The 24,572-nt window shown below is 73.0% G+C and carries 11 protein-coding genes; 8 read left to right on the top strand and 3 right to left on the bottom strand.

All coding sequences use genetic code 11. The features are described from left to right. Nucleotides 1-94: 94 nt before the first annotated feature. Complete coding sequence (locus ABD223_RS11030) at nucleotides 95-12,109, bottom strand: glycosyltransferase (RefSeq protein ID WP_344035974.1); 12,015 nt, start codon at nucleotides 12,107-12,109, stop codon at nucleotides 95-97. Between ABD223_RS11030 and ABD223_RS11025 the strand changes: the two genes are divergently transcribed. After that, nucleotides 12,057-14,111 (top strand): hypothetical protein, encoded by a 2,055-nt coding sequence (locus ABD223_RS11025; protein WP_344035973.1) that lies wholly within the window; start codon nucleotides 12,057-12,059, stop codon nucleotides 14,109-14,111. The two genes, ABD223_RS11030 and ABD223_RS11025, sit on opposite strands and share 53 nt — an antisense overlap. Before the next feature lie 303 nt (nucleotides 14,112-14,414). Continuing rightward, nucleotides 14,415-14,927 carry a hypothetical protein gene (locus ABD223_RS11020; protein WP_344035972.1) on the top strand — a complete coding sequence of 171 codons (513 nt, stop codon included), beginning with the start codon at nucleotides 14,415-14,417 and terminating at the stop codon, nucleotides 14,925-14,927. Here the strand turns inward: ABD223_RS11020 and ABD223_RS11015 are convergent. Both ABD223_RS11015 and ABD223_RS11010 read right to left on the bottom strand, forming a co-directional pair. Then, entirely contained in the window at nucleotides 14,917-16,578 is a 1,662-nt protein-coding gene (locus tag ABD223_RS11015) for a hypothetical protein (RefSeq protein WP_344035971.1), read from the bottom strand. The genes ABD223_RS11020 and ABD223_RS11015 overlap by 11 nt on opposite strands. 18 nt (nucleotides 16,579-16,596) lie before the next feature. Next, on the bottom strand, nucleotides 16,597-17,100 hold the full coding sequence (locus ABD223_RS11010; protein WP_344035970.1) for a YbaB/EbfC family nucleoid-associated protein: 504 nt from the start codon (nucleotides 17,098-17,100) through the stop codon (nucleotides 16,597-16,599). A gap of 416 nt (nucleotides 17,101-17,516) precedes the next feature. Between ABD223_RS11010 and ABD223_RS11005 the strand changes: the two genes are divergently transcribed. The 6 genes from ABD223_RS11005 (at nucleotide 17,517) to ABD223_RS10980 (ending at nucleotide 24,382) form a co-directional block, all read left to right on the top strand. Beyond that, a complete protein-coding gene (locus ABD223_RS11005; RefSeq protein ID WP_344035969.1) occupies nucleotides 17,517-18,650 on the top strand; it encodes a BMP family lipoprotein in 1,134 nt (377 codons plus the stop codon). A gap of 101 nt (nucleotides 18,651-18,751) precedes the next feature. Then, complete coding sequence (locus ABD223_RS11000; RefSeq protein WP_344035967.1) at nucleotides 18,752-20,329, top strand: ABC transporter ATP-binding protein; 1,578 nt, start codon at nucleotides 18,752-18,754, stop codon at nucleotides 20,327-20,329. Then, complete coding sequence (locus ABD223_RS10995; protein WP_344035965.1) at nucleotides 20,329-21,399, top strand: ABC transporter permease; 1,071 nt, start codon at nucleotides 20,329-20,331, stop codon at nucleotides 21,397-21,399. The genes ABD223_RS11000 and ABD223_RS10995 overlap by 1 nt, the downstream gene beginning before the upstream one ends. Continuing rightward, complete coding sequence (locus ABD223_RS10990; RefSeq protein WP_380647766.1) at nucleotides 21,396-22,661, top strand: ABC transporter permease; 1,266 nt, start codon at nucleotides 21,396-21,398, stop codon at nucleotides 22,659-22,661. The genes ABD223_RS10995 and ABD223_RS10990 overlap by 4 nt, the downstream gene beginning before the upstream one ends. Further along, complete coding sequence (locus ABD223_RS10985) at nucleotides 22,654-23,070, top strand: cytidine deaminase (protein ID WP_344035964.1); 417 nt, start codon at nucleotides 22,654-22,656, stop codon at nucleotides 23,068-23,070. Before ABD223_RS10990 ends, ABD223_RS10985 begins: the two co-directional genes overlap by 8 nt. A 19-nt stretch (nucleotides 23,071-23,089) precedes the next feature. Further along, a complete protein-coding gene (locus ABD223_RS10980; RefSeq protein ID WP_344035963.1) occupies nucleotides 23,090-24,382 on the top strand; it encodes a thymidine phosphorylase in 1,293 nt (430 codons plus the stop codon). Nucleotides 24,383-24,572: the final 190 nt, after the last annotated feature.

Genomic DNA, 24,572 nt, shown 5'->3' with positions numbered 1-24,572 from the left:
GGTTCAGCCTCACCGTGCCTGGTCTTCGGGTGTGCGGCGCCGGTCACCCCTGATCGGGTGACCGGCACCCTCCACTGCGGACTGCGCCGCCCGGTCACCGCGCCCGGTAGGTGGCCACCCCGTTCACCACGACGAGGTCGACGTGCACCTCGGGCCGCACCGGGCCGGTGAACGGCGGCAACCGCAGCGGCTGCGGCACACCGGGCAGGTGGATCACCACGTTCGCCCCCAGGTGGGTCGCGACGAGCCGCCCGGCGAGGTCGCGGGCGTTGCCCGCCATGGCGTTCTCCGCCGGGTCCTGGAGCGCCCAGTTCAGGTTCTCCAGCAGCGCGCCGTACAGGTGGGACTTGCGCATGGGGTGGGTCGCGGAGAAGGTCGCCACCTGCTCGGCGTGGCCGATCGACGCGGTCACCACGTCGCGCCGCAGGGTCGCGGGCGGGATGTCGGCGACCTGCGCGACCGCCGCGTACAGGCTGCCCGGGGTGGGTGGCGGCGCCGTCGGCAGCATGTCGTTGGCGGTCAGCCTCAGGTGGCGCAGGGCCTCCTCGACGTGGGCGGGCGGCGCCGGCGCGTGCGTCCCGTGCTCCTGCGGTTGAGGCGCGGGGGGCGGCGGTGCGGTGTCCGGGACGGGCGGTGCGACGACGGGTGCGGGCGGGGGTGGCGGGGTGTTGAAGGTCTCGATCCGCTGGTCCACCACGCGCTTGGCGTCCCACCAGGCCTGCTGCCGGGCGTCCGCCTCGCCCCGCCTGGCGTTCAGCTCCACCTCGGCCGCCCGGATGCGGTCCCTCTGCGCGTCGCGGGAGGTGATCAGCGCGTCGTGCTGCTTCTGCGCCTCGTTGCGCGCGTTGGTGGCGTCCCGGACGGCCTTCTTCTGGTCGCGGAGGTCGCCGTCGGCGGCGGTGAGGCGGTCGTTCGCGGCGGTGTAGTCCTCCCGGGCCCGGCGCAGGGCGTCGTTCGTCGCGGTCAGCGCCTTGTCGGCCTCGTCGGCGGTCTTCGCGGCGTCCTGCCGGGCCTCCAGGTTCGCCTCGTGCCGCTCCTTCGCCTCCGCCAGCTCCAGGGCCAGCGCGTCGACCTCGGACCGGACGCCGTCGCGGGCCTTGCGGGCGCCGTCGACCTCGGCGTCCCGCGCGGACAGCAGGGCGTCGTCCGCCGCGGCCAGCCGGTCGCGGGCGGTCCACAGCCGGTCCTCGACGTCGGCGACGGCGTCGGCGCTGTCGGCGACGTCGTTGGACCGGTCGCGCAGGGCGTTGTTCGCGGCCAGCGCCGCGACCTCCAGGTCGGGGGTCCTGCCGCTCAGGTCCCGCACGCGGCCCTCCGCCTCCGCCACGGCGTCGCGCGCGCCCGCGACGTCGGCGCCCAGGCCGTCGACCTTGCCCGTCTCGGCGACGTGGACCCCGATCGCGTCCTCCAGCGCGGTCCGGGCGCCGGTGATGGCGTCGTCGGCCTTGGCGACCTCGGGCGCCACCTCGTTGATGGTGTCCTGCGCGTCGTGGCGGGCCGCGTCGACCGCGACCTCCGCGTCGCGCCACGCCTTCGCGGCGGCCTTCACGCCGTCCTGGGCGGTGGTGAGCTCCGGGTCGAACTCGCGGCCGAGCACGGTCTCCGCCTCCGGGCCGGGCAGCCGCACCGAGGCCGAACCGGGCACCGCCAGGTCCACCACGCCGGTCCTGCCGCCGATGGTGACGACCACCCGGTACTCGACGTCGACCCCGACCAGGCCGGTCCGGCCCTGCGGCTTGAGGTTGTTGACCTTGTTGTCGGTCGCGCCGCCGGCGACGACCTGGGAGTCCTCGGACGCGTGCCGCGCCTCGACGCCGCCGGTGGTGAAGTTGATCGTGTCCTTGGGGTCGTCGTGCTGCTTCACGGCGGCGCTGCCGGTCGCGAAGCCGACCGACACGTCGGCGTTCTCGCTGATCTTCGCCTCACCGCTGGTGGTGCTCACGGTGGACCGCGGGTTCTCCAGGTTCACGCCGTCGCTCAGCGCGCCCAGCCGCGGGTTCACCAGCTTGGCGTAGACCTTGACGTCGGCGTGCTGCCCGAACGCCAGCGCGGCCTCGTGCAGGCCGGGCACGTCCAGCGGGCCGTCCAGCATGCCGGGCAGGCTCGCCTGGAGGTTCTCCGAGCTCAACGTGGACAGCAGCGTGTTCAGCGGCCCCGAGCCCTTGCCCGTGAGGCCCGGGTTCGCGCCGGCCTCGGCCAGCGCGCGCAGCGCCGCGTCCCGCAGGTCCTTCGCGCCGCGCAGGCTCTCCACCGAGGCGCTCGGCGGCAGCGCCACCGGGTCGCCCGCCGCCTGCCACGCCCGCGCGGCCTCCGGCGTGCCGTGCTCCGCTCCGCGCTTGATGGCGGCCGCCATGTACGGCTGGTTCGGCGTGCCGCCGCCGTCGACCTTCTGGTTGTCGGCGTGCAGCCGGACGACCATGTCCTGCGGTGGGCTGGTCCTCGTGGCGACGACCTCGGAGCCCTTCTCCACCACGAGCTCGAACTCGACCGGCACGGTGTACTTCGCCGCCGGGCCGCTGCCCGCGCGCAGGTGGCCGAACTGCCGGGTGGTGGCGTCGGTGAGCGAGCTGCTCTGCACGTGGTTGAAGTTCGCGGCGGCGATCACGCCCGCCGTGCCGGTCACGTTCGGGTTCGCGCTGCCCGGCTGGGCCAGGCCGGGCGCCTTGACCCCGACGCCCCACCCCTTGTCGCGGCCCTGGCCGGCGGTGACCTTCTCCGCGCCCGCGACGGTGTGCTCCAGGTCGACGCCGTCGTTGACGACCCGGTCGAACCGCGGCGCTCCCGTCTTCGCCCGCAGCGTGACCTGGAACGAGTCCTTGCCGAACGTGCCGGGCTGGTGCACCAGCAGCGGCACGCCGCCGTCCAGCGCGCTGTCGATCATCGCCTTGACGCTCGTCGGCGAGCTGAAGTCGACCAGGCGCTGGAGGTTGTTCATCGAGTCCTTGAGCACCGAGTCCGGCACCAGCGGGTCGCCGAAGCGCTTGCCCGTCTTCCGGTTCACGTCCGCGACCAGGTCGTTCACCACGCCGCCCAGGTCGGGCACCCGCTCGACGGCGGACAGCCCGAGCGAACCGGGCTCGCCGACGGCCAGGGTCCTCGGCGGGGCCAGGGTCGGGAACGCCGGCGGCGGCACGTCCGGCTTGACGTCCGGCAGCACGCCCAGCTCGCGCGCCACGTCCTCGCTGACCCGCACGAACACCGACTTCGGCAGCGCCACGGTCGAGCCCTCGGCGCGCGGCGTGCCGCCGTGGAGCACGTTGCCCGCGCGGCTCTCGGAGACGATCGTGACGTTCGCGTCCAGCTGCACCAGCACGGTCCGCGCGGCGGGCGGCGTGACGACGTTGCGGTCCACGCTGCCGCTGATCTCGCGGGCCTCGGTCTTCGAGGCCGACCACGGGGTGTACTTGCCGACCACGGCCACGCCGCCGGCGCCGCTCGCCGGCGTCGGCTCGCCCGCGGGCGGCGGGGTGGCGAGCGGCTTGATCGACACGTTGACGCCGCCGGTGACGTCGACCGACCGGCTCACCGACTTGGCGTCACCGGCCTTGTAGCCGCCGGTGACGGCGTTCTCGGTGCCGGTGTCGTCGGAGATCGACACCAGCTTGGCGTTGCCCAGCTCCACCGTCATGCCGACCGAGCCGGTGCGGTCGGTGATCCGCCGGTCGTACCGGAGGCCCTGCTCCTGCATGCCGGTCTCGACCAGCTTGCGCAGGTTGGCCTTGATGCTCTCGGGGCTGAACATGCGGTCGACCTGGTTGCGCGCCTCGGTGCCCGGCACGGTGAGCGCGGAGTCGCCGTTCGCCGCCCGGTTGATCACGTTGATCGCCTCGTCGAGCAGGGCCCCGGTGTTCGCCACCGCCTCGACGTGCAGGAACTCCGGCGATGGCGTGCCGGACCGGGTGGTGAGCAGGTCCTTGACGGTCGGCGCGCCGGTCAGCCTGGTGACGACCGGGTCGCCGGGCCGGAACCCGGACGGGTCGGTCTTCATCGCCGAGCCGTCCGACACCCACAGGTTCACCTTGCCGTGGACCAGCGGCAGGACCTCCGGGTTGTTCCGGGCGGCCGGGTCGACGGGCGCGCCGACGGTGCGGGCCACCACGCGCGGCGCGGGGGCGTGCTGACCGGGTTTGCCCGGCGTCACCCGCTGCACCCAGGACCGGGGCCGGGTGAACGTGGTGATCTCCACCTCGAACTCCACGTCGCCCGCGAACACCTGCGCGTTCGGGCTGCCGACGTTCAGCGCGGTGCTGTTCACCGCGGGGCCGCCGACGTTCTTCGTCGTCCGCGCCTGGTTGTACTTCACGCCGACCTGGGGCGCCGGGGTCACCGCCGCCACGCCGGTCTTGGTCGGGATGACGACCTTGCCCTCGACGCCGGCGCTCCAGCCCTTCGTGGTGGCGGTGGCGCTGTCCAGCTTCGGACCGCTGGACGACGAGCCGCGCACGTTGCGCGCGTCCGCCTGCCCGAGGTGCACGGGGTTGCGGACCTTCGCCTTGACCGTGATGTTGACGTAGGTGTTGGTGGTGGCGTCGGAGTTCTTCAGCTGGACGCTGACACCCGGACCCATCAGGCTGTCCATGTTGGACTTGAGCGACGTGGGCGAGAGCTGGTTCAGCTTGCGCTGGTTGGCCAGCTGCCGCGACACGTCCGCGAAGCCCTTGCCCCGGCTGCTGCGCGGGTTCGCGCCCGGGTCGTTCCAGTTCGGCAGGAAGTCCGCGAAGCCCTTGACGTTCCGCAGCGCCGCCTCGACCTGCGGCTGCACCCGGCTCGCCGGCTCGAAGTCGCCGACCTTCACGTTGCCCGCAGCGATCGCGCCGTCCAGGTAGGGCGGCGCCCACCGCGGCTGCGCCGTCGGCCGGGCGACGCCGACGGGCGTGCCCTCCGGCACCGGCAGGTTCAGCGCCGCCGCTTCGGGCGTGCCCAGCCGCACGTACGTGGTCACCGGGATGGTGACGTCGTCGCCGCTGGGCGTGCGGACCTGGACGTCGGCGGTCACCTTGTAGAGGCCGGTCTGGCCCTTGAGCTGGATGCCGGTGCGGTTGGCGGTGTTCGTGCCCGCGTTCGACGACTGCGCGGTGCGCGCCGAGTAGCTCGCGGTGGCGCCGACCTGGCCGGCGACCGCGCCCGGCACGCCGACGTTGCCGCCGAACCCGCCGGTGACGTCGAACCCGCTCTTGGTGGTCGCGGTGATGCCCGTGCTGCTCGACGTGGCCTCGTGCAGGCGCAGCTGCGCGGACTCGTGCACGCCGACCAGCTCGGCGGTGCGCAGGGTGGCGTGCATCCGGACCGCCGCGCCCTTGCTCGCGTGCGGGCTGACCAGGTCCGGCGACGTCACCCAACCGGTGAGCATCGCGCCGAGGTTGTCGCGGATCGCGGACGGGCTGAGGAACGTCTGGAGCGCGGTGCGGCCGGGCGCGCCGACCTTGGTGATGGACGGGTGCAGCTTGGCCGCCACGTCGGTGAACGCCTTGGCGGGGTCGGTGACCGCGACCGCCTCCGGCACCGGGTGCTCGATCCGCGCGCCCCAGTCGCCGGGGGGCGGGTTCGGGTTGGCGGCGAGGGCCGGGTTCGACCCCACGATGGTGGACAGGTCGTCCGGGACCTGGAGCGTGACGCCGACCGGGCCGGCGGCGTCGCCCGCCACGGTGATCGGCGGCCGGGCGTTGCCGTGGGCGTCGGTGAGCGTGACCTGGTAGCTGACCGGGACCTCGGCCCGCGTGGAGTGCTCGCCCGAGCGGATGATCCGCTGGTCGACCCCTGACGTCGAGCTGGTGACGGCGGTCGCCGGGGTGGCGAGCTGCGCCTTGCCGCCGAGCGAGCCGTACGGGCCGACCGCCGTGCCCGCCGTGGCCGCGGCCCCGATGTCGTTGGCGGTGGCCAGCGTGTTCGTGGTGGACGTGCTCGTGCCGCCCTGGGCGGTCATGTCCACCTTGGTGTTGGTGGTCGGCGTGGTGATCGCCGCGCCCGGGTCGGCGGGCGGCAGCATCGTGGCGCGCACGTTGGCCTCGAACCACTGGCCGCCGACCTTGACCTGGAAGTTCCGGCCGTGGCCGAGGAACGACTCGAAGTCGGAGGTGATCGCCGCCTCGACGCGGGCCGCGTCGGCGGGCGCGATGCCGTTGACCGCGCCGGCGACCTTGGCCGCGCCCCGCACGTCGACCGGGGAGATCGAGCCGAGGGCCTGGTTCCGCTGGAAGAAGTCCGGCAGGGCCCTGGTCGGCAGCACCTGCGGCGGGGCCGCCGGCGCGATCGTGGCCAACGGGATGACCGGGTTCGGCGTGGGGCGGCTGAACGGCAGGCGCGGCGCGGGCCGCGTCCGGATGCCGCTGTCCGGACCCCGCGTGGTGGTGTCCGGCGCGGGCGGCGCGGGGCGGGTCCTGGACGGGCCGGCGGAGTTGTCGGCGCCGAAGTAGTCGTTCAGCATCCCCTGGAAGGTGTTGTGGGCGTTGAACGGGTCCCATTTGCCGCGCTTCTTGTCGAACTCCCTGTTCAGGGCGTCGATGTTGCTCTGGTAGCGCTGCGTGCCGTCGGGGAACTGGTTGTACTGGGGTGTTTGTCCGAGGCGTTCGGAGAGGGCGTCGGTGATGCGGCGGGCCAGGAGTTCGGTGGTGGCTTCGTCGGGGTTGAGGTTCTGGTTGTAGACGCCGCCCTTGCCCGCTTGGTGGGCGAAGGTCTGGTCGCTGCCGACGGAGTGGACGTGCATGAACTCGTGCGTGAGCAGGTGCCTGATGGCGTCGGCTTTGCGGGCGGGGTCGGTGGTGAGGTCGTTGAGGTGGTCGGTGTTGAGCAGGACGTGACCGTTGATGGCGCGTGCCGGGTTGGTCAGGGTGCTCTGGACGAGGCCGGCGCGCTGGGTGTCGACGTCTCCGTTGGGGCCGACCTTGGCCTGGACGACCTGGTCGAGCAGGGTGTCCAGGCGGGCGACGGTGGCGGGGTCGTTGTTGTTGAGGCCGGTCAGGAACTCCGGGGCGAGGATTTCGTCCCGGACCTGCCGCGGGTCGATGTTCTGGGTGTTGAGCTGGTCGACGGTGATGTCGCCGTCGCCCCGGTCGTGCGTCTTGAGCGCCGCGTCCAGTTCCTGCTGCACGGCGAAGTGCTTGGCGAACGTCTGCTGGTCGAGCTGCACGACCAGGTCGGGGTCGACGTTGGGGGTGACGCTGACGCCGTGGCTGTCGCGCAGGGCGCCGGACAGCGCGTCGAAGCCCGCCTTGACCTGGCCGATGTCGACCCGCACGCCCGCGATGGTCAGCGGCGCGGGGGTGATGTCCTGCGGCAGCCTGGTGAGGACGCCGTCCTTGAGGTCGGTGTCCCGCTGGGTCGAGAACGGGACCGCCGGGCCTGCGGTCGTCTGCGCGCCGGGAGCGGGCGGCGGCGCGGGAGGCGCGCCGGGCGGCGGGGGCGCCTGGAAGCCGGGCAGGCCAGGCGGGGGCGCCTGGAAGCCGGGCAGGCCAGGCGGGGGCGCCTGGAAGCCGGGCAGGCCAGGCGGGGGCGCCTGGAAGCCGGGCAGGCCAGGCGGGGGCGGGGGCGGCGCCTGGAAGCCGGGCGGGCCGGGTGGCGGCGGCGGGGGCGTGGGTGCGGGACGCGACCTGGCCGAGCCGGGCTCGCCGGCCGGCGCGGTGCGCTCGGCGCCCCCGAAGTACTCGTCGATCATCGTCTGGAACGTGCTCGGCGCGTTGAACGGGTCCCACCTGGAGCGGGTCTTGTCGAACTCGTTGTTCAGCGCGTCGACGTTGGGCTGGTAGCGCTGGGCGCCGTCCGGGAACTGGTTGTACTGCGGCGCCTGGCCGAGGCGTTCGGACAGGGCGTCGGTGACGCGGCGGGCCAGCAACTCGGTCGTGGCCTCGTCGGGGTTGAGGTACTCGTTGTAGACGCCGCCCTTGCCGGCCTGGTGCGCGAAGGTCTGCTCGCTGCCCACCGAGTTGAGGTGCATGAACTCGTGGGTGAGCAGGTGCCGGATGGCGTCGGCCTTGCGCGTCGGGTCGGTGGTGAGGTCGTTGAGGTGGTCGGTGTTGAGCAGGATGTGACCGTTGATCGCCCTCGCGGGGTTGGTCAGGGTGCTCTGGACGAGGCCGGCGCGCTGGGCGTCGACGTCTCCGTTGGGGCCGACCTTCGCCTGGACGACCTGGTCGAGCAGGGTGTCGAGCCTCGCGACCGTGTCGGGGTCGTTGTCGTTGAGCCGGCGCAGGAAGTCGGGCGCGAGGATCTCGTCCCGGACCTGCCGCGGGTCGATGCCCCGGGTGCTGAGCTGGTCGACCGTGATGTCGGAGTCGCTGCGGTCGCTGGTCTTCAGCGCCGCGTCCAGTTCCTGCTGCACGGCGAAGTGCTTGGCGAACGTCTGCTGGTCGAGCTGCACGACCAGGTCGGGGTCCACGGTGGGGACCTTGGTGACGCCGTGGAGGTCGCCCAGGGTGCTGAACAGGGCGTCGAAGCCCGCCTGGACGTGCCCGACGTCGACCTGGACGTCCGCGATGGTCAGGCGCGTCGAGGTCGGGGTGAGGGGGTCGGGCAGCCTGCTGAGGACGCCGTTCGTCAGGGCTTCGTCCCGTCGCGCCGAGAACGGGCCCGCCGGGGTGGCGGGCGCGGTCGTCTGCGCGCCGGGGGCGGGCGGCGGCGCGGGGGGCCCGCCGGGGGCGGGAGGCGCGCCGGGCGGCGGGGGCGCCTGGAAGCCGGGCAGGCCCGGGGGCGGCGGGGGCGGCGCCTGGAAACCGGGCGGGGCCGGCGGTGGCGGTGGGGGCGTCGGGGCGGAACGCGTCCTGGACGGGCCGGCGGGGTCGTTGGCGCCGAAGTAGTCGTTCAGCATCCCCTGGAAGGTGTTGGGGGCGTTGAACGGGTCCCATTTGCCGCGCTTCTTGTCGAACTCCCTGTTCAGGGCGTCGATGTTGCTCTGGTAGCGCTGCGTGCCGTCGGGGAAGTCGTTGTACTGGGGCGGTCGTCCTTCACGTTCGGACAGGGCGTCGGTGATGCGGCGGGCCAGCAACTCCGTCGTGGCTTCGTCGGGGTTGATGTTCTGGTTGTAGACGCCGCCCTTGCCGGCCTGGTGGGCGAAGGTCTGGTCGCTGCCGACGGAGTGGACGTGCATGAACTCGTGCGTGAGCAGGTGCCTGATGGCATCGGCCTTGCGCGCGGGGTCGGTGGCGAGGTCGTTCAAGTGGTCGGTGTTGAGCAGGACGTGACCGTTGATCGCCCTCGCGGGGTTGGTCAGGGTGCTCTGGACCAGGTTGGCGCGTTGGGTGTCGACGCTGCCGTTGGGGCCGACCTTCGCCTGGACGACCTGGTCGAGCAGGGTGTCGAGCCTTGCGACCGTGGCGGGGTCGTTGTTGTTGAGGCCGGTCAGGAACTCCGGGGCGAGGATTTCGTCCCGGACCTGCTGCGGGTCGATGCCCTGGCCGTTGAGCTGGTCGACGGTGATGTCGGAGTCGCCCCGGTCTTGCGTCTTGAGCGCCGCGTCCAGCTCCTGCTGCACGGCGAAGTGCTTGGCGAACGTCTGCTGGTCCAGGCGGACCACCAGGTCGGGGTTCACGACCGGCGCGGTGGTGATGCCGTAGTTGTCGCGCAGCGTGCCGAACAGGGCGTCGAAGCCCGCCTGGACCTGGCCGATGTCGACCCGCACGCCCGCGATGTCCAGCGGCGCGGGGGTGATGTGCTCGGGCAGCTTGCCGAGGACGCCGTCCTTGAGGTCGGTGTCCCGCTGCGTCGAGAACGGGGCCGCCGGGGCCGCGCTCGACGGGGGCAGGAGTCCACCGGGGGGCGGCGGCGCCGGGGGACCGGACGGCGCCGGGGTCCCGAAGCCGGGCAGCCCCGGGGGCGGTGGCGGCGCGGGCGTCCCAGGCTGCGCGGCGACCCCCTGCGGGGGTGGCGGCGGGGGCGGCGCCTGGGTCGCCTGCGTGGTCGTCGGCTGCGTGGTCGTGGGCAGCGGAGGCGGGGGCGGCGGCGCGGGGGGACCGGTCGGCCGGACGTTCGGGTTGGCGCCGTACTCGGGCGGTCGCGGCGGCGGGGCCTGGTGCGGTGAGGCCGGGTCGCTCAGCGTGGTGTGGTCGGTGTCGGGCACCATCACCTGGCTGTCGGTCGTGCGCTCGATCTGCCACAGGTGCCGGGGCTTGATCGACGGGTCGCCGTACACCTCGAAGCCCATCAGCCCGTCGTCGTCCACCACCAGGTTGGACCGGGTGTGGCCGGCCGGCAGCGGCTTGCCGTCGCTGTTGAAGATGCGGGCGTCCGGGCCGGGGGCTTCCTTGTACTCGTCCGGCAGGCCGAAGTAGTGCCCCACCTCGTGGGCGAGCACGTTCGCCGAGCTGTCCTTGCTCCAGTTGAGCTGGTCCGCCTCGGGGGACTTCGTCACGTTGACCGTGGTGTGCGCCTGCGCGGGGTCGGTGACGAAGTGCACCCGCGCGTGGAACTGGTCCCCGGAGGGCAGCCGGTAGCCCTTGTTCATCAGGTCGTCGACGCCGGCGGCGGCCCTCTGCCGCACCGCGTCCACATCGGACTGCGAGATGCCGTCGCCGGGCTTGAGGTGGACGTTGAGGGTGTACTCCTTGACCCACGTCCCGGGCGCCACCTCCATCCTGCGCACGTCGTGCCGGATGATGCCGGTCAGGGAGTCGATCTTGCCCGGCGTGCTCGACCGCTGCACGTCGGCGACCTCGGTGTCCACCGTGCGCACGAACGCCTTGTCCCGCGCCTCGTCCCACGCCGTCGAGGGCTGCGGGCCCTTCGGGTCGAACCAGGGCGCGGTGCTCGCCGTGCTGTGCCGCCAGGACTCGTCGGCGGCGACGTCCCCGGCCCTGCCGGGCGGGGTCCCGGGGGCCGTGCCGGGAGGTGTCCAGGGGTCCTGCGCCGGCGGCGCGCCCGAGGGGTCGGTCCCGCCGCGCGGCGCCGGGTCGGCGCCCGGACCGGGGTGGCCGCCGTCGGGCGGCGGCGGGCCGGGGCGGGACGAGGAAGGCTGGTTCGGCGTGTCGAGCTGGTCGCTGCTCAGCTCGGTGACCCACTCCAGGCCGGACCACTGGTCCTTGATCTCCGGGTCGAACAGGGCGGAGAAGTCCGCGGGCTGCACCAGCGGCCGCAGCGGACCCGTGCCCGAGGGCTGGAAACCCATGTCGAACGCGTGCATCGAGTACCGGCCCATGAGCCCGTCGGTGGGCCTCATGAACGCCACCGGCGAGTCGTTCAGCACGGTCGGGCCGGAGATGTCGGCCGCGTAGTTCTTCAGCTCCGCGTTGAAGTTGGCCGGCGGCAGGGTGGCCTTCAGCGACGAGTACTTCTGCGGGATGGTGTCCGCGAACGCCCGGAGGAAGTCCGAGTTCGGCGGGGCGACCACGAAGTTGTTGTTGAGCGAGCCCTTGCCGTAACGGCCGTTGGCCGCGTCCGTGACGTGCTGCGGGGTGATCTCGGTGTCGGCGTCGAGCCCCAGCTCGTCGCGGATGCTCTTCTCGTCGCGCAGGCGCGGGGCGAACAGCGGGACGTCGCCCTGGTTCATCCGCACGTCGCCCATGTCGGCGAGGGAGACCGTGCCGGGGCGGATGTCCACGTCCGCGTACACGCCGCCCTGCTGCACGAGGACCGAGTAGCGGGCGATGTCGGAGGCGAGGTTGTAGGCCCCGACCTTGTCCGACTGCGCCTTCTTGTAGATGTCGTAGAGCGTCGGGTTCGGGGTGTCGGAGCGGCTCTCGACGTCCCGCGAGAGCTGCTTCACCATCCCCTTGGTGTCGGTGTTGATCCGGACGCCGGCGTCGCGCAGCTGCTTGACCACCGCCGGGTCCCACTTGCCGGCGCCCTTGTCGGTCCACAGGGTGATCTGCCAGTCGCCGTTGGTCTCCTGCGCCTTGGCGGCCCAGTCGACCATGTTCTGGACCGCGCCGTCCTTCGGCGTGGCGCCGAACCAGACGAAGTTGACCTGCTTGGGCACGTCGACCGCCGGCGGACCGGGGTTGGCGGCCACCTCCTGGTCGAAGTGGGCGGACAGCTCGGCGTGCCGGTCCGAGCCGGCCAACCGGTTGAGCAGCACGCGGGCCCGGTACGGCTTCCCGTCCGCCACGGCCTGGGTGATGTGCTGCTTGAGGGTGTCGACGTCCACCGCCGCCAGGTCCGCGTTGGGGCGCAGCACCGGTGCCATGGGGCTCGGCGTGGTGACCGTCGGCATCGGCGGGGGTGTCGGGTTCGCCGAGGCGGGCGGGGTGGAGTGGATCAGGCTGCCGCCGAGCCACCTCGGGATCCGGAAGTTCGGTGCGGGACGCGTGCCGGGTGCGCGGGTGCCGAACTGGAACGGGCGCGCGGCGGGGTGGGTCACGGCCACGACCACGGGGGTGGTGGGCGGTGCGGTGGTGGGTGGCGCCGGGGGTGCGGCGGTGGGCGCCGGGGGTGCCGGCGGTGGGGTGGTGTTGGCCGCCGGTGGGGCGGGCGGTGCGGCGGGCGGTGCGGCCGGCGGGGGCGTGGCGGTGTCGGGCGTGGCCGGGGGTGCCGGCGACGTGGTGACCTTCGGGGTGGTGGCCGGCGGGGTGGTGCTCGGCGGAGTGCTGGCCGGCGGGGTGGTGGCCGGCGGTGCCGTGGTGGTGGGTGGGACGACCGGTGGGGTGGCCGGCGGTGCCGTGGTGACAGGTGGTGCGCTGATCACCGGTGGTGCCGTGGTGACCGGCGGTGTGAAGTTGGCAGGCGGTGCTGGGCGTGTGGTGGGCGGGGTGCCGGCCGGTGGGGTGGTGCTCGGTGGCGCGGTGACCGGTGGCGCGGTGACCGGTGGGGTGGTGATGGTGGGCGGTGCCGGTCGGGTGGGCGGCGGGGTGGTCGCCGGGGCGGGCGTGGGAGGGGCGACCGGCGCCGGAGGGGTGGCGGCGGTCGGCGTCGCCGGCGGCGTGGTCTTCGGGGGTGCGGGGGTCGTGTCGGCAGGTGGCGTGGCCGGCCTGGTGTCGGCGGTGGGAGGCGTGCTGGTCGTCGGCGCGCTCGTGGTCGGCTTGGGAGCCGGTGGCGGGGTGGAGGGCGACGTCGGCGGGGCCTTGGTGATGGTGGCGTCGGCCACGGGGGGCTTGGGCGCGTCGAAGACGCCCTTGCCGGGGCCCGTCGTGAACCTGCTCGAACGGTCCGTGCCGGTGTTCGCCCCCATCGGGCCCGCAGCGGGCGGAGGGGCGGCGACCGGGGGCACGCCCGCTGCCGCCGGTGGCGCGATCGGGGACGCGCCGGGGATCGGCTTGGCGGTCGACGGCGGAGCCGTCGTGGTCGACGGCGGGGTGCCGGCCGGCGGGGTGCTGGTCGGGGGTGTGGTGGTCGAGGGCGTGCCGGCGGAGGGAACGCCGGTCGAGGGCGCGCCGGTCGAGGGAACACCGGGTGAAGGCGCGCTGGTGGGAGGCGTGCTGACGGGTGCGCTGATGGTCGGCTTCGGGGCCGGTGGCGGCGTCGAGGGCGACGTGGTCGGGGCCTTGGTGATCGTGCCGTCGCCGGTCGGGGACTTGGGCGCGTCGAACGTGCCCTTGCCCGGACCGCCGGTGAACCTGCTCGACCTGTCCGTGGGCCCGGCGCCACCGGGCGCGCCCGCGCCCATGGGGCCGCCCGCCATCGGCGGCGGGGTGGTGGCGCCGGGCAGGCCGGTCGGGACGGGGGACGTCTTGGACGACGCCGTGCTCGCGCCCGGCGGGGTGCTCACCGCCGACACCGGGGCCGTGCCCGGCGTGGGACCGCCCTTGGCCGTGGGGCCGTCCGGCGACGCGCCCGCGAAGTTCGGGACCCCGCCGACCGAGGGTCCGCCGGGCGCCTTGGCCCCGCCGGAGGGGGCGTTGACGCCTCCGCCGGGCAGGCCGGTGACGGGGTTGACCGAGGGTCCGCCGGGCGCCTTGCCCCCGCCGGAGGGGGCGTTGACGCCTCCACCGGGCAGGCCGGTGATCGGCCCGACCGCGGATCCGCCCGGTCCGCGCGACCCGCCGGTCGTGCCGGGCCCGGACGCGCCCGGCACGGTGGTGATCGGCCCCACGCCCGGCCCGCCGGGGGCCTTGGCGCCGCCGGTCGTGTTCGGGCCGGTCGCACCGGGGAGGTTGGTGATCGGGCCGACGCCCGGCCCGCCGGGGGCCTTGGCGCCGCCGGTGGTGTTCGGTCCGGTCGCGCCGGGCAGGTTGGGCCCTTGCGTGACCTGAGGTCCGCCCGGTCCGCGTGATCCGCCGGTGGAGTTCGGTCCGGTTGCGCCGGGCAGGTTGGGCCCCTGCGTGACCTGCGGCCCGCCCGGTCCGCGTGATCCGCCGGTCGGCGTGGGCCCGGCCGCGCCGGACAGGTTCGGGCCCTGCGTGACCCTCGGCCCGCCGGGGCCGCGTGACCCGCCGGTGGTGTTCGGTCCGGTCGACCCGGGCAGGTTGGGCCCCTGCGTGACCTGCGGCCCGCCCGGTCCGCGCGATCCGCCGGTCGGCGTCGGGCCGGTCGCGCCGGGCAGGTTCGGGCCCTGCGTGACCTTCGGGCCGCCCGACGGCGCGGCTCCCGGACCGGTGCCGGGTGCGCCGGGCACCTTCTGGGCGTCCCAGTTCGGGTCGATCTTCTTGAACTGGTCCCGGCTGAACTGGTCGTTGTTGACGTGCGTCTGGGCGGTGGCCTTGATGCCCTGCTGCACGTTCCCCATGGCGTTGGCGGCGTTGCTCGCCTGCTGCACCGACGCGTCGTTGGAGCTGTTCAGCGCGGGCACCGCGACGATGCCGATCGGGCCGAGCGCGTTCGGGCCGAGCTTCAGCCCCTGCAACCCGCTGGAGATCGCCGCCAGTCGCGACTGGAGGTCGCCCGCCTTGTTCTGGAGGCCCTGCATGGACGACTCGCTGATGCCGAACCCGGAGTTGCCGGTCGGCCCGCCGACCGAGGGCGGCGGCGGCGACGGCGGTGGCGTCGACGTGGAGGGGTTGCCCCCGGGGTTCACATCTGCGCCACCGCGTGCCATGCGTGTACTCCGAAACTCTGGACTTAGACGTTGACCGAGGGGCTCTGCGAGCCGGACGACGACGAGGGCTGCGAGTACTTCGACTCGTAGTCCTCGTAGCTCGACTTCGCCGCCTCGCCGGCGGCCTTGGAGTCGTTCACCGCCTGCTCGGCCTTGCGCCCGGCCTCCTCGGCCCTGCGCGACGCCTCCTCGGCGGCCTTGATGTCGGCGTCGCTGCCGGACGCGAACGCCTTGGCGTTGGCCTCGGCCGCCGCCGCGTTGGCCGCCGCCGCTTCGACGTTCGCCTGCTCGTAGCGGGCGTTCGCCTCCTTGGCCGCGTCGTTCTTGCTCGACATGTCGTTCTCGGCGGCGGTGCGCCCCGGGTCGTCCTGGCCGGGGTTGTTGCGCTTGTACTCCTCGTACGCGGCCTTGGCGTCCTCGTCGGCGGGCTTGGCCGCGTTCAGCGCGTCCTGGCTGGACTTGGCCGCGTCGGCGAGCTCGCGGCTCTCCTTCGCGGCGGCCTCCGCGGCCTTGGCGGCGTCGGAGCGGGCCGAGTCCGCCTCGGACTTGGCCGTCTCGTACTTGGCCATCGCGGCGTCGTAGGCGGCCTGGTCGCCGCGCGCGGCGGCGGCGTTGGCCTCCTCGACGGCGGCACTGGCCCGGTTGTTGGCGTCACCGGCCTTCTGCGAGGCGGTGTTCAGCTCCTCGTTGGCCTTCGAGGCCTCCTCGGCGGCCTTGTTCTCGGCCTCCTTGGCCTGGTTGTACTTCTCGTTCGCCTCGTTCGCCCTGGTGTTGGCCTCGGTGACCTTGTCGTTCTGCGCGTCCTCGGCCAGCGCGTCCTCGATCTTGCGGTCGACGCCCTTCTGCGCCTTCCAGGACTCGTAGCTGACCTCGGCGACGTCGGCGACGTTCTCGAACCGGTTCCAGCCCTTGCCGATCTTCTCGGTGATGTCGTCGAGGTTCTTGATCCGGCCCATCTGCCTGGCCAGCGCGGCGGTGAGGCGGGCGATGCGGGACGCGATGTTCACGCCCAGGGCCACCGCCTTGCCGACCGCGAAGCCGATGAACGCCACGATCGAGGCGCCGAAGGTGAAGAACGCCGCCGCGGCCGCCGCGATCGCGCCCGCCAGCAGCGACCCGAGCAGCTGGGCGATGAGGTCGCGGACGATGTCGCGCAGCACCTGCACCAGCACGCCGCAGATGGCGACGATCTTCGCCTTCTGCTCGACCGCGTTGGCCAGCGAGTCCAGCTCCTGGCCCATGGAGTCCATGTTGGTCTTGAACGCCTCCGACGAGGCGCCGCTCCAGCCGTCGAACGTGGCCAGGCCGCTGCGGTGGTCCTCGGCGAGCACGCGCAGCTCGGCGGCCCGCGCCTTGGTGGCCTCGACGTTCGCGTTGATGTCGTCGGGGTCACCCATCAACATGTCGAGCGGCTCTTTGAGGAAGGTCACGTGCTCGATCAGCCAGCCGATGCCCGCGCCGAGGATCGTGCCGAACGGGTCCACCGCCAGCATGGCCATCGACGACGCCGTGCCGATCGCGGCGAAGGTGATGTCGAGCGCCTTCTCGGTCTCGGTCTCGGCGTCCTTGCCGATGGTGGTGATCATCTCGTCCCACGCCGAGATGAACAGCGAGCCCTTGAACTTGTTCTCCTCGGTGATCTCCATCCCGGGAGGCGAGTCGATGGGGGTCTCGGGGGCGGTCATGGTCCTCGGCCTTCCTGGTCACCAGGGCTGGTTGTCGTCGTCCTCGTCGTCCGCGGGACGCGGACCGCGCGGCCGCGACGGCGGCCGCGACTGCTGGGCGTGGAACGCCGGGGTGGCGCGCACCGGCTCCGGCTCCGGCTCGGGTTCGGTCTCCTCGTACGCGCGCTCCTCGTCGACGGGGGCCTCGTCGTCGGGGATGGCGTCGCTCACCATCTCCAGCGCCTCCGTGCCCTCGCCGAGCGGCTCGAACGCGGCCAGCACCTTCTGCGAGGCCTGCTTCTGCGCGGCGCGGGAGGTCTGCATGATCAGCGCGGTGAGGCGGGACGGGCCCAGCTCCGTGGCGCGGTGGCCGAGCTGGATGTTCAGCAGGCCGCCGTTGGGGCCGACCGTGACGGTCACCGCGCCGTCCGGGCTGGAGGCCGTGGCCTGGGAGTTCGCCAGGTTGTCCTGGAGGTCCGCCGACTTGCGCTGGAGGTCGGCCAGCTTGGCCTCGAAGTTGTCGAGCCACTGCTGGGGGTCCAAGGTCAACCTCCTGGGGTGGATACCGGTGCAGCCTGGAGTTCACCCGGAGCCGCCAACGCGGGCCCAACGTGCCACCAACGGGCTAAACCTGCGGAGGCCCGCAGTCACGCTGAGCAGGAGGCGGAAAAGAAGGAGGTCGGGACTCCGCCGTTGGTCCCGACCTCCTTCAAGGGATACGGACGGGTGCTCTCACCGGTTCGCTTGTTCACTCAGCGTTACCGGTTACGACACTTGGAAGTCGCGGGATCACCCCGAGTGGCGGTCCGGGGCGGGGGCACCAACGATTAGGTCACGTGCGGACCGGTACGTGCGCGGGTGTCATTACCAAGGGGTACGGTTCGCCACTCGGAACCCGACTACGCCGTCGGGGAAGTCTGCTCGATGAGCAGGGAGGGAGACGAGCTGTGCGTCGTCGAATGCGTGGCCTCGCGGTGGCCGCGATCGCGCTGACCAGCGTTCTGTCGATGGCCGCGTGCGCCAAGGACACCGGTGGCAACAACACCGGTTCCGGGACCGACAACGCCGAGGGGTGCAAGCTGGCGGCCAAACCGCCCGCCGCCGCGGCGACCTCCAGCGCCGCCGCCTCCGGTGAGAAGGTCGACGGCAGCGCCCTCAAGGTCGGCCTCGCCTACGACATCGGCGGTCGGGGTGACGCGTCGTTCAACGACTCCGCCGCCGCCGGCCTCGACAAGGCCCAGGCCGACTTCGGCATCAAGCCGGAGAACCTCAAGGAGCTGACCGCCGCCCCGAACGAGCCCGAGGACGCCAAGCAGACGCGCCTGCGCCAGCTGGCGAGCGAGGGCTACAACCCGATCATCGGTGTCGGCTTCGCCTACGCCGAGTCGCTGGGCGTCGTCGCGCCGGAGTTCCCGGACGTCGAGTTCGCGATCGTGGACGGCGCGGTCGAGGGCGCGGCCAACGTCACCCCGCTGCTGTTCGCCGAGGAGCAGGGCTCCTTCCTGGCCGGCGTCATCGCCGCCTACCAGTCCAAGTCGTGCCACGTCGGCTTCGTCGGCGGCGTCGAGATCCCGCTGATCAAGAAGTTCGACGCGGGCTTCGAGCAGGGCGCCAAGACCGCCGCGCCGGACATCAAGATCGAGCGCAAGTACCTGACCCCGGCCGGCGACTTCACCGGCTTCCAGGACCCGGCCAAGGGCCAGGAGGCCGCGACCGGCCAGATCGAGTCGGGCGCCGACGTGCTCTACCACGCGGCGGGCGCGTCCGGCAAGGGCGTGTTCTCCGCGGCCAAGGCGGGCAACGCCCTGGCCATCGGCGTGGACTCCGACCAGTACAACCAGACGACGGTCGCCGAGTCCAAGGACGTGATCATCTCGTCCATGCTCAAGCGGGTCGACGTCGCGGTGTACGACTTCGTCGGCGCCGTCGCCAAGGACGACCTGGCGAGCCTGCCGGAGGTCTTCGACCTGTCCGTCGACGGCGTGGGCTACTCCACCACCGGCGGCAAGATCGACGCCGACCTCCAGGCGGTCCTGGAGGGTTACAAGGCCCAGATCATCAAGGGCGAGATCGACGTCAAGGACAGCCTGTAACCACCCGCACCCGGCCTCCGGCGCACTGGGCCCTGCGAGCACACTCGCGGGGCCCAGTGCGTGGTCAGCCCCGGCGAAGCCGGAGACAAGACGGAGCTTCCATGAGCACTACCACCCCCGCCGTCGTCCTGTCGGGCATCACCAAGCGCTTCCCGGGGGTCGTCGCCAACAGCGACGTCCACCTGAGCGTCCAGGTCGGCGAGGTGCACGCGCTGTGCGGAGAGAACGGCGCGGGCAAGTCCACCCTGATGAAGATCCTGTACGGGATGCAGCAGCCCGACGAGGGCGCCATCGAGGTGGGTGGCAGGCAGGTCCGGTTCCGCACCCCCGCCGACGCCATCAAGGCGGGCATCGGCATGGTCCACCAGCACTTCATGCTGGCCGACAACCTCACCGTGCAGGAGAACGTCGTGCTGGGCGCGGAGTCGCTGCACGGCATCGGCGGCAAGGCGCGCAGGCGCATCCAGGAGCTGGCGAAGTCGACCGGCCTGACCGTCGACCCGGACGTCCTGGTCGAGCGGCTCGGCGTGGCGGACCGGCAGCGGGTGGAGATCCTCAAGGTCCTCTACCGAGGCGCGCGGGTGATCATCCTGGACGAGCCGACCGCGGTGCTCGTGCCGCAGGAGGTGGACGAGCTGTTCGCCACCCTGCGCGCCATGCGGGAGCAGGGCTTCACGTTCCTGTTCATCTCGCACAAGCTCGACGAGGTGCGCTCGATCGCCGACTCGGTCACGGTGATCCGCCGCGGCACGACCGTGGGCACGGCCGACCCGAAGGCGGTCAGCTCGCGCGAGCTGGCCGAGATGATGGTCGGCAGCGAGCTGCCCAGCCCGGAGACCCGCGAGTCGACCGTGACCGACCGGGTGGTGCTGCGGGTGGAGGACCTGGGGCTCGTGGCCGAGGAGGGCACCAGGCCCGTCCTCGACCACATCGACCTGGTGGTGCGCGCGGGCGAGGTCGTCGGCATCGCGGGCGTCGAGGGCAACGGGCAGACCGAGCTGGTCGAGACGATCATGGGCATGCGCCGGGCCCACCACGGCCGGGTGCTGCTCGGCGACCGCGACCTGACCCGCGCGGGCACGCTGGCCCGGCGCGAGGCGGGCATCGGCTACGTGCCGGAGGACCGCCACCGCCAGGGGCTGCTGCTGACCCAGCCGCTGTGGGCGAACCGGATCCTGGGCTACCAGACGCGCAAGCCGACGGCGAGGGGCGCGTGGCTGGACCTGCCGGGCGCGAAGGAGGACACCGAGCGGATCGTCGCGGAGTTCGACGTCCGCACGCCGGGCATCGACGTGGCCGCGGCCGCGCTGTCCGGCGGCAACCAGCAGAAGCTGGTGGTGGGGCGCGAGCTGTCCGGCGATCCGGCGCTGCTCATCGCCTCGCACCCGACGCGCGGCGTGGACGTCGGCGCGCAGGCGCTGATCTGGGACGAGATCAAGAAGGCTCGGGCGCGCGGCCTGGCGGTGCTGCTGATCTCGGCGGACCTGGACGAGCTGATCGGCCTGTCGGACACCATCAAGGTGATGCTGCGCGGTCGGCTGGTGGCCGACGCGGACCCGGCGACGGTGACGCCCGAGGACCTCGGCAGCGCGATGACCGGCGCGGGCGCCGGTGGGGTCGGCCCGGGTGGGGCCACCGCCGCCGACGCGCCGGCGGCCGTGGAAGTGGAAGGCGACTGATGGGAATCTTGCGCGGCAAACTGCTGCCGCCCGTGCTGGCGATCCTGTTCTCCGCCCTGCTGTGCGGCGTCGCGCTGCTCGTGTCGGGCGCGAACCCGCTGCGGGCGTTCGGCGCGATGGTGTCGCAGGTCGGCCAGGGCACCACCGCCGTGGACATCGTCAACAGCACCGGGACCTACTACATCGCGGCGCTGGCGGTGGCGATCGGGTTCCAGATGAACCTGTTCAACATCGGCGTCGAGGGCCAGTACCGGGTCGCGGCGGTCGTCGCGGCCGTGGTCGGCGGGTCGATCGTGCTGCCGCCCGGCATCCACACCCTGGTGATCATCCTGACGGCCGCGGTGGTCGGCGCCCTGTGGGCCGCGATCCCGGCGGTCCTGAAGGTGACGCGGGGCGTCAACGAGGTCATCTCGACGATCATGATGAACGGGCTGGCGCTGGGGCTCGCGGCCTACCTGATCGGCGACGACGTGTTCGGCGAGCTGCGCGGCAACAACATCCGCACCCCGGAGATCCCGGAGAGCGGGTGGGTGCCCGGCATCCCGCTCGGGTCGTCCGGGACGGTGTTCGGCCTGGTCTTCCTGGCCGCGGCGCTGGGCATCGGGTACTGGGTGATGATGAACCGGACCCGGTTCGGCTTCGAGCTGCGCGCGTCCGGCGAGTCCAGCACGGCGGCGGCCGCCGGCGGTGTGAGCGCCAAGAAGATGATCATGATCGCGATGCTGCTGTCGGGCGGCATCGCGGGCCTGGTGTCGATGCCCGAGATCCTCGGGCGCGACCACACCTACAACCTGAACTTCCCGGCGGGCATCGGCTTCTCCGGCATCGCGATCGCGCTGCTGGGGCGCAACCACCCCGGCGGCATCGCGCTCGGCGCGCTGCTGTGGGCGTTCCTGGACAAGTCCGGCCTCGCGCTGGACAACGTGGGCGTGCCGCGGGAGATCGTGACGATCATGCAGGGCGCGATCGTGCTGTCGGTCGTGGTCGCGTACGAGGTGGTGCGGCGCGTCGAGCTGGCCGCGGAACAGCGACGGGTCGGTCGGGAGCTCGGGACGGTGGGTGCGGCGTGAGTGCTTCGTTGATGAACCCGTCGGAGGCGCCCGCGACCCTGCCGCCGCCGCGGAAGAGCCGGAAGATCCCCGGGTGGGCCGTCGGCGCGCTCGGCGTCGCCGGCGCGGTGGTGCTGCTGTCGACGACGTCGTACCTGACGGGCGTGCCGCAGCTGACGTCCACGGGGACCATCCAGACCGCCGTCCGGCTGGCCCTGCCCATCCTGCTGGCCGCGCTGGGCGGGCTGTGGGCCGAGCGCGCGGGCGTGGTGAACATCGGCCTCGAAGGCATGATGATCATGGGCACGTGGGGCGCGGCGTGGGGCGGCTACCAGTGGGGGCCGTGGGCCGCGCTGGTGTCGGCCGCCGCGTTCGGCGCGCTGGGCGGGCTGCTGCACGCCGTCGCGACCGTGACCTTCGGGGTGAACCACATCGTGTCCGGTGTGGCGATCAACCTGGTCGGGGCGGGGTTGACCAAGTACCTGTCGACCCTGATCTTCTTCCCGCTGTCGAACAACCCGCGCGAGTCGCCCGCGGTGCCGAAGTTCGACACCTACTCGGCGGCCGGGCTGTCGGACTGGCTGGGCCGGCTGGAAGCGGAGCAGCGGGTCGGGCTGTCCGACGTCGCGGGCATCCTGCGCGGCCTGGTGACCGGGGTGTCGCCGCTGACCATGCTGGCCGTGGTGCTGGTCGTCGGCAGCTACCTCGTGCTGTGGCGCACGCGGTTCGGGCTGCGGCTCCGGTCGTGCGGCGAGAACCCGGTGGCGGCCGAGTCGCTGGGCGTGAACGTGTACCTCTACAAGTACGTCGCGGTGATCGGGTCGGGCGCGCTGGCCGGCATCGGCGGCGCGGCGCTCGTGCTCAACCCCGGTCAGCCCGGGTACCTGGAGGGCCAGACCAACGGGCGCGGGTACATCGGCCTGGCGGCGCTGATCTTCGGCAACTGGCGGCCCGGCGGGCTGCTGGGCGGTTCGGCGCTGTTCGGGTACGCGGACGGGTTGCAGCTGCGGTCCGGCGGGGCGACGTTCCTCGCGCTGGTGTACGGCGCGGTGCTGCTGCTGGCCGTGATCGTGGTGTGGCAGCTGGTGCGGCGGCGGTGGTTCGCGGCGGCCGGGAGCGTGGTGGCGGCCGCGGCGCTGTACGCGGTGTACTACTCGGTCGACGAGGTGCCGTCCGAGCTGACGACCTACGCGCCGCACCTGGTGACGCTGGTGGTGCTGGCGGCGGCGTCGCAGCGGTTGCGGATGCCGGCGGCCGATGGCGTGGTGTATCGCCGTGGGTGACGTGGGCGCTGTTGTTGGTGCTGTTGAGGTTGATTGGGACTCGCTTCGGGAGCGGGCCGTCGAGGCTGCTCAGGCTGCTTATTGCCCGTACTCCGGGCTGCGGGTCGGTGCGGCGGCGGTGTGCTCGGACGGGCGCGTCGTGGTCGGGTGCAACGTCGAGAACGCCGCGTACGGGGTGGGGTTGTGCGCCGAGTGCACGCTGGCCGGGCAGTTCTTCCTGACCGGTGGCGGGCGGCTGGTGGCGCTGGCCTGCCGGAGCGGCGCGGGTGAGCTGCTGATGCCGTGCGGCCGGTGCCGTCAGGTGATCTACGAGTTGGGCGGGGCCGGGTGCCTGGTGGACACGCCTTCGGGAGTGCTGCCGATGAGCGCCGTGCTGCCCGACGCGTTCGGGCCGGAGGACCTGCCGTGAGCTGTGTGGAGGACCTGCCGTGAGCTACTCGGCGGTGGACGTCATCCGGGCCAAGAGGGACGGGGAGGCGCTGTCGGACGCCCAGATCGACTGGGTGATCGACGCCTACACGCGCGGGCTGGTCGCGGACGAGCAGATGTCGGCGCTGGCCATGGCCGTGTTCCTCAACGGGATGGACGCCCGGGAGACGGCGCGCTGGACCCGGGCCATGGTGCGCTCCGGCGAGCGGCTGGCGCTCGACGTCGGGCGGCCGACCGTGGACAAGCACTCGACGGGCGGGGTGGGCGACAAGATCACCCTGCCGCTGGCGCCGCTGGTGGCGGCGTGCGGCGCGGCCGTGCCGCAGCTGTCCGGGCGCGGGCTCGGGCACACCGGGGGGACGCTGGACAAGCTGGAGTCCATCCCGGGGTGGCGGGCGCAGCTGTCCGTGGACGAGGTCGTGGAGCAGCTGAGGTCGGTGGGCGCGGTGGTGTGCGCGGCCACGGAGGGTTTGGCGCCCGCCGACCGGAAGCTCTACGCGCTGCGGGACGTGACGGGGACGGTCGAGTCCATCCCGCTGATCGCCTCGTCGATCATGTCGAAGAAGATCGCCGAGGGCGCTTCGGCGCTGGTGCTGGACGTGAAGGTCGGGTCCGGCGCCTTCATGAAGACGGTGGAGCGGGCGCGGGAGCTGGCGTCGGCGCTGGTGTCGATCGGCGTGGACCACGGGGTGCGGGTGTCGGCGCTGCTGACCGACATGTCCGTGCCGCTGGGGCGAGCGGTCGGCAACGCGGTGGAGGTCGAGGAGTCGGTCGAGGTCCTGCGCGGCGGCGGTCCCGCCGACGTGGTCGAGCTGACCGTGGCCCTGGCGCGGGAGATGCTGTCGGCGGTGGGGATCGACGCCGACCCCGCCCGGGTGCTGGCCTCGGGAGGGGCGTACGAGGTCTGGGCCCGGATGATCCGGGCGCAGGGCGGTGACCCCGAGGCCCCTCTTCGGCGCGGCGCGCACAAGCACGTGGTGAGTGCTCCGGAGTCCGGGTACCTGGTCTCGCTGGACGCTTACGCGGTGGGGGTCGCGGCTTGGCGGTTGGGTGCCGGGCGGGCTCGCAAGGAGGACCCGGTGCAGGGCGGGGCCGGGGTGATCTGCCTGGTGAAGCCCGGGGAGCCGGTTGTCGCGGGTCAGCCGTTGCTGGAGTTGTACACGGAGACGCCGGAGGCGGTGGCTGGGGCCTTGGCGGCTCTTGAGGGCGGCTACTCGGTGGGGGGTGCTGAGGCTGCGTCTGCGGCTTCGGCCGGTCGCGGCCCTCTGGTGATCGACACCGTGCGACCCTGATCCTTTTCGGGTGTTCGCGGGGTTCACGGGCGGTCGCTCGCCGCTGGGCAGGCCTCCGGGGGAAGTGCGTGGGGCTCGTGGTCTCCCGCATGGCCTGCCGGAGGCGACCACCCTTGTCAAGGGGTGTCGCGAAGGGCGTGCGACACCCCTTGACAAGCGCGGTAGGGCTGCGCCCAGGCCATACGGGAAA

The organism is Saccharothrix xinjiangensis, from assembly GCF_039527585.1.
In the GTDB taxonomy this organism is placed as follows: domain Bacteria; phylum Actinomycetota; class Actinomycetes; order Mycobacteriales; family Pseudonocardiaceae; genus Actinosynnema; species Actinosynnema xinjiangensis.
The sequence above is the reverse complement of the archived record's forward strand: the minus strand, read 5'-3'. Positions and strand labels throughout refer to the sequence as shown.

What these genes read in the sequence shown, in the direction of transcription:
- ABD223_RS11030 (WP_344035974.1), bottom strand. Translation starts at nt 12,109, where the DNA reads ATGGCACCGGTGCTGCGCCCCAACGCGGACCTGGCGGCGGTGGACGTC.
- ABD223_RS11015 (WP_344035971.1), bottom strand. Translation starts at nt 16,578, where the DNA reads ATGACCGCCCCCGAGACCCCCATCGACTCGCCTCCCGGGATGGAGATC.
- ABD223_RS11005 (WP_344035969.1), top strand. Translation starts at nt 17,517, where the DNA reads ATGCGTGGCCTCGCGGTGGCCGCGATCGCGCTGACCAGCGTTCTGTCG.
- ABD223_RS11000 (WP_344035967.1), top strand. Translation starts at nt 18,752, where the DNA reads ATGAGCACTACCACCCCCGCCGTCGTCCTGTCGGGCATCACCAAGCGC.
- ABD223_RS10995 (WP_344035965.1), top strand. Translation starts at nt 20,329, where the DNA reads ATGGGAATCTTGCGCGGCAAACTGCTGCCGCCCGTGCTGGCGATCCTG.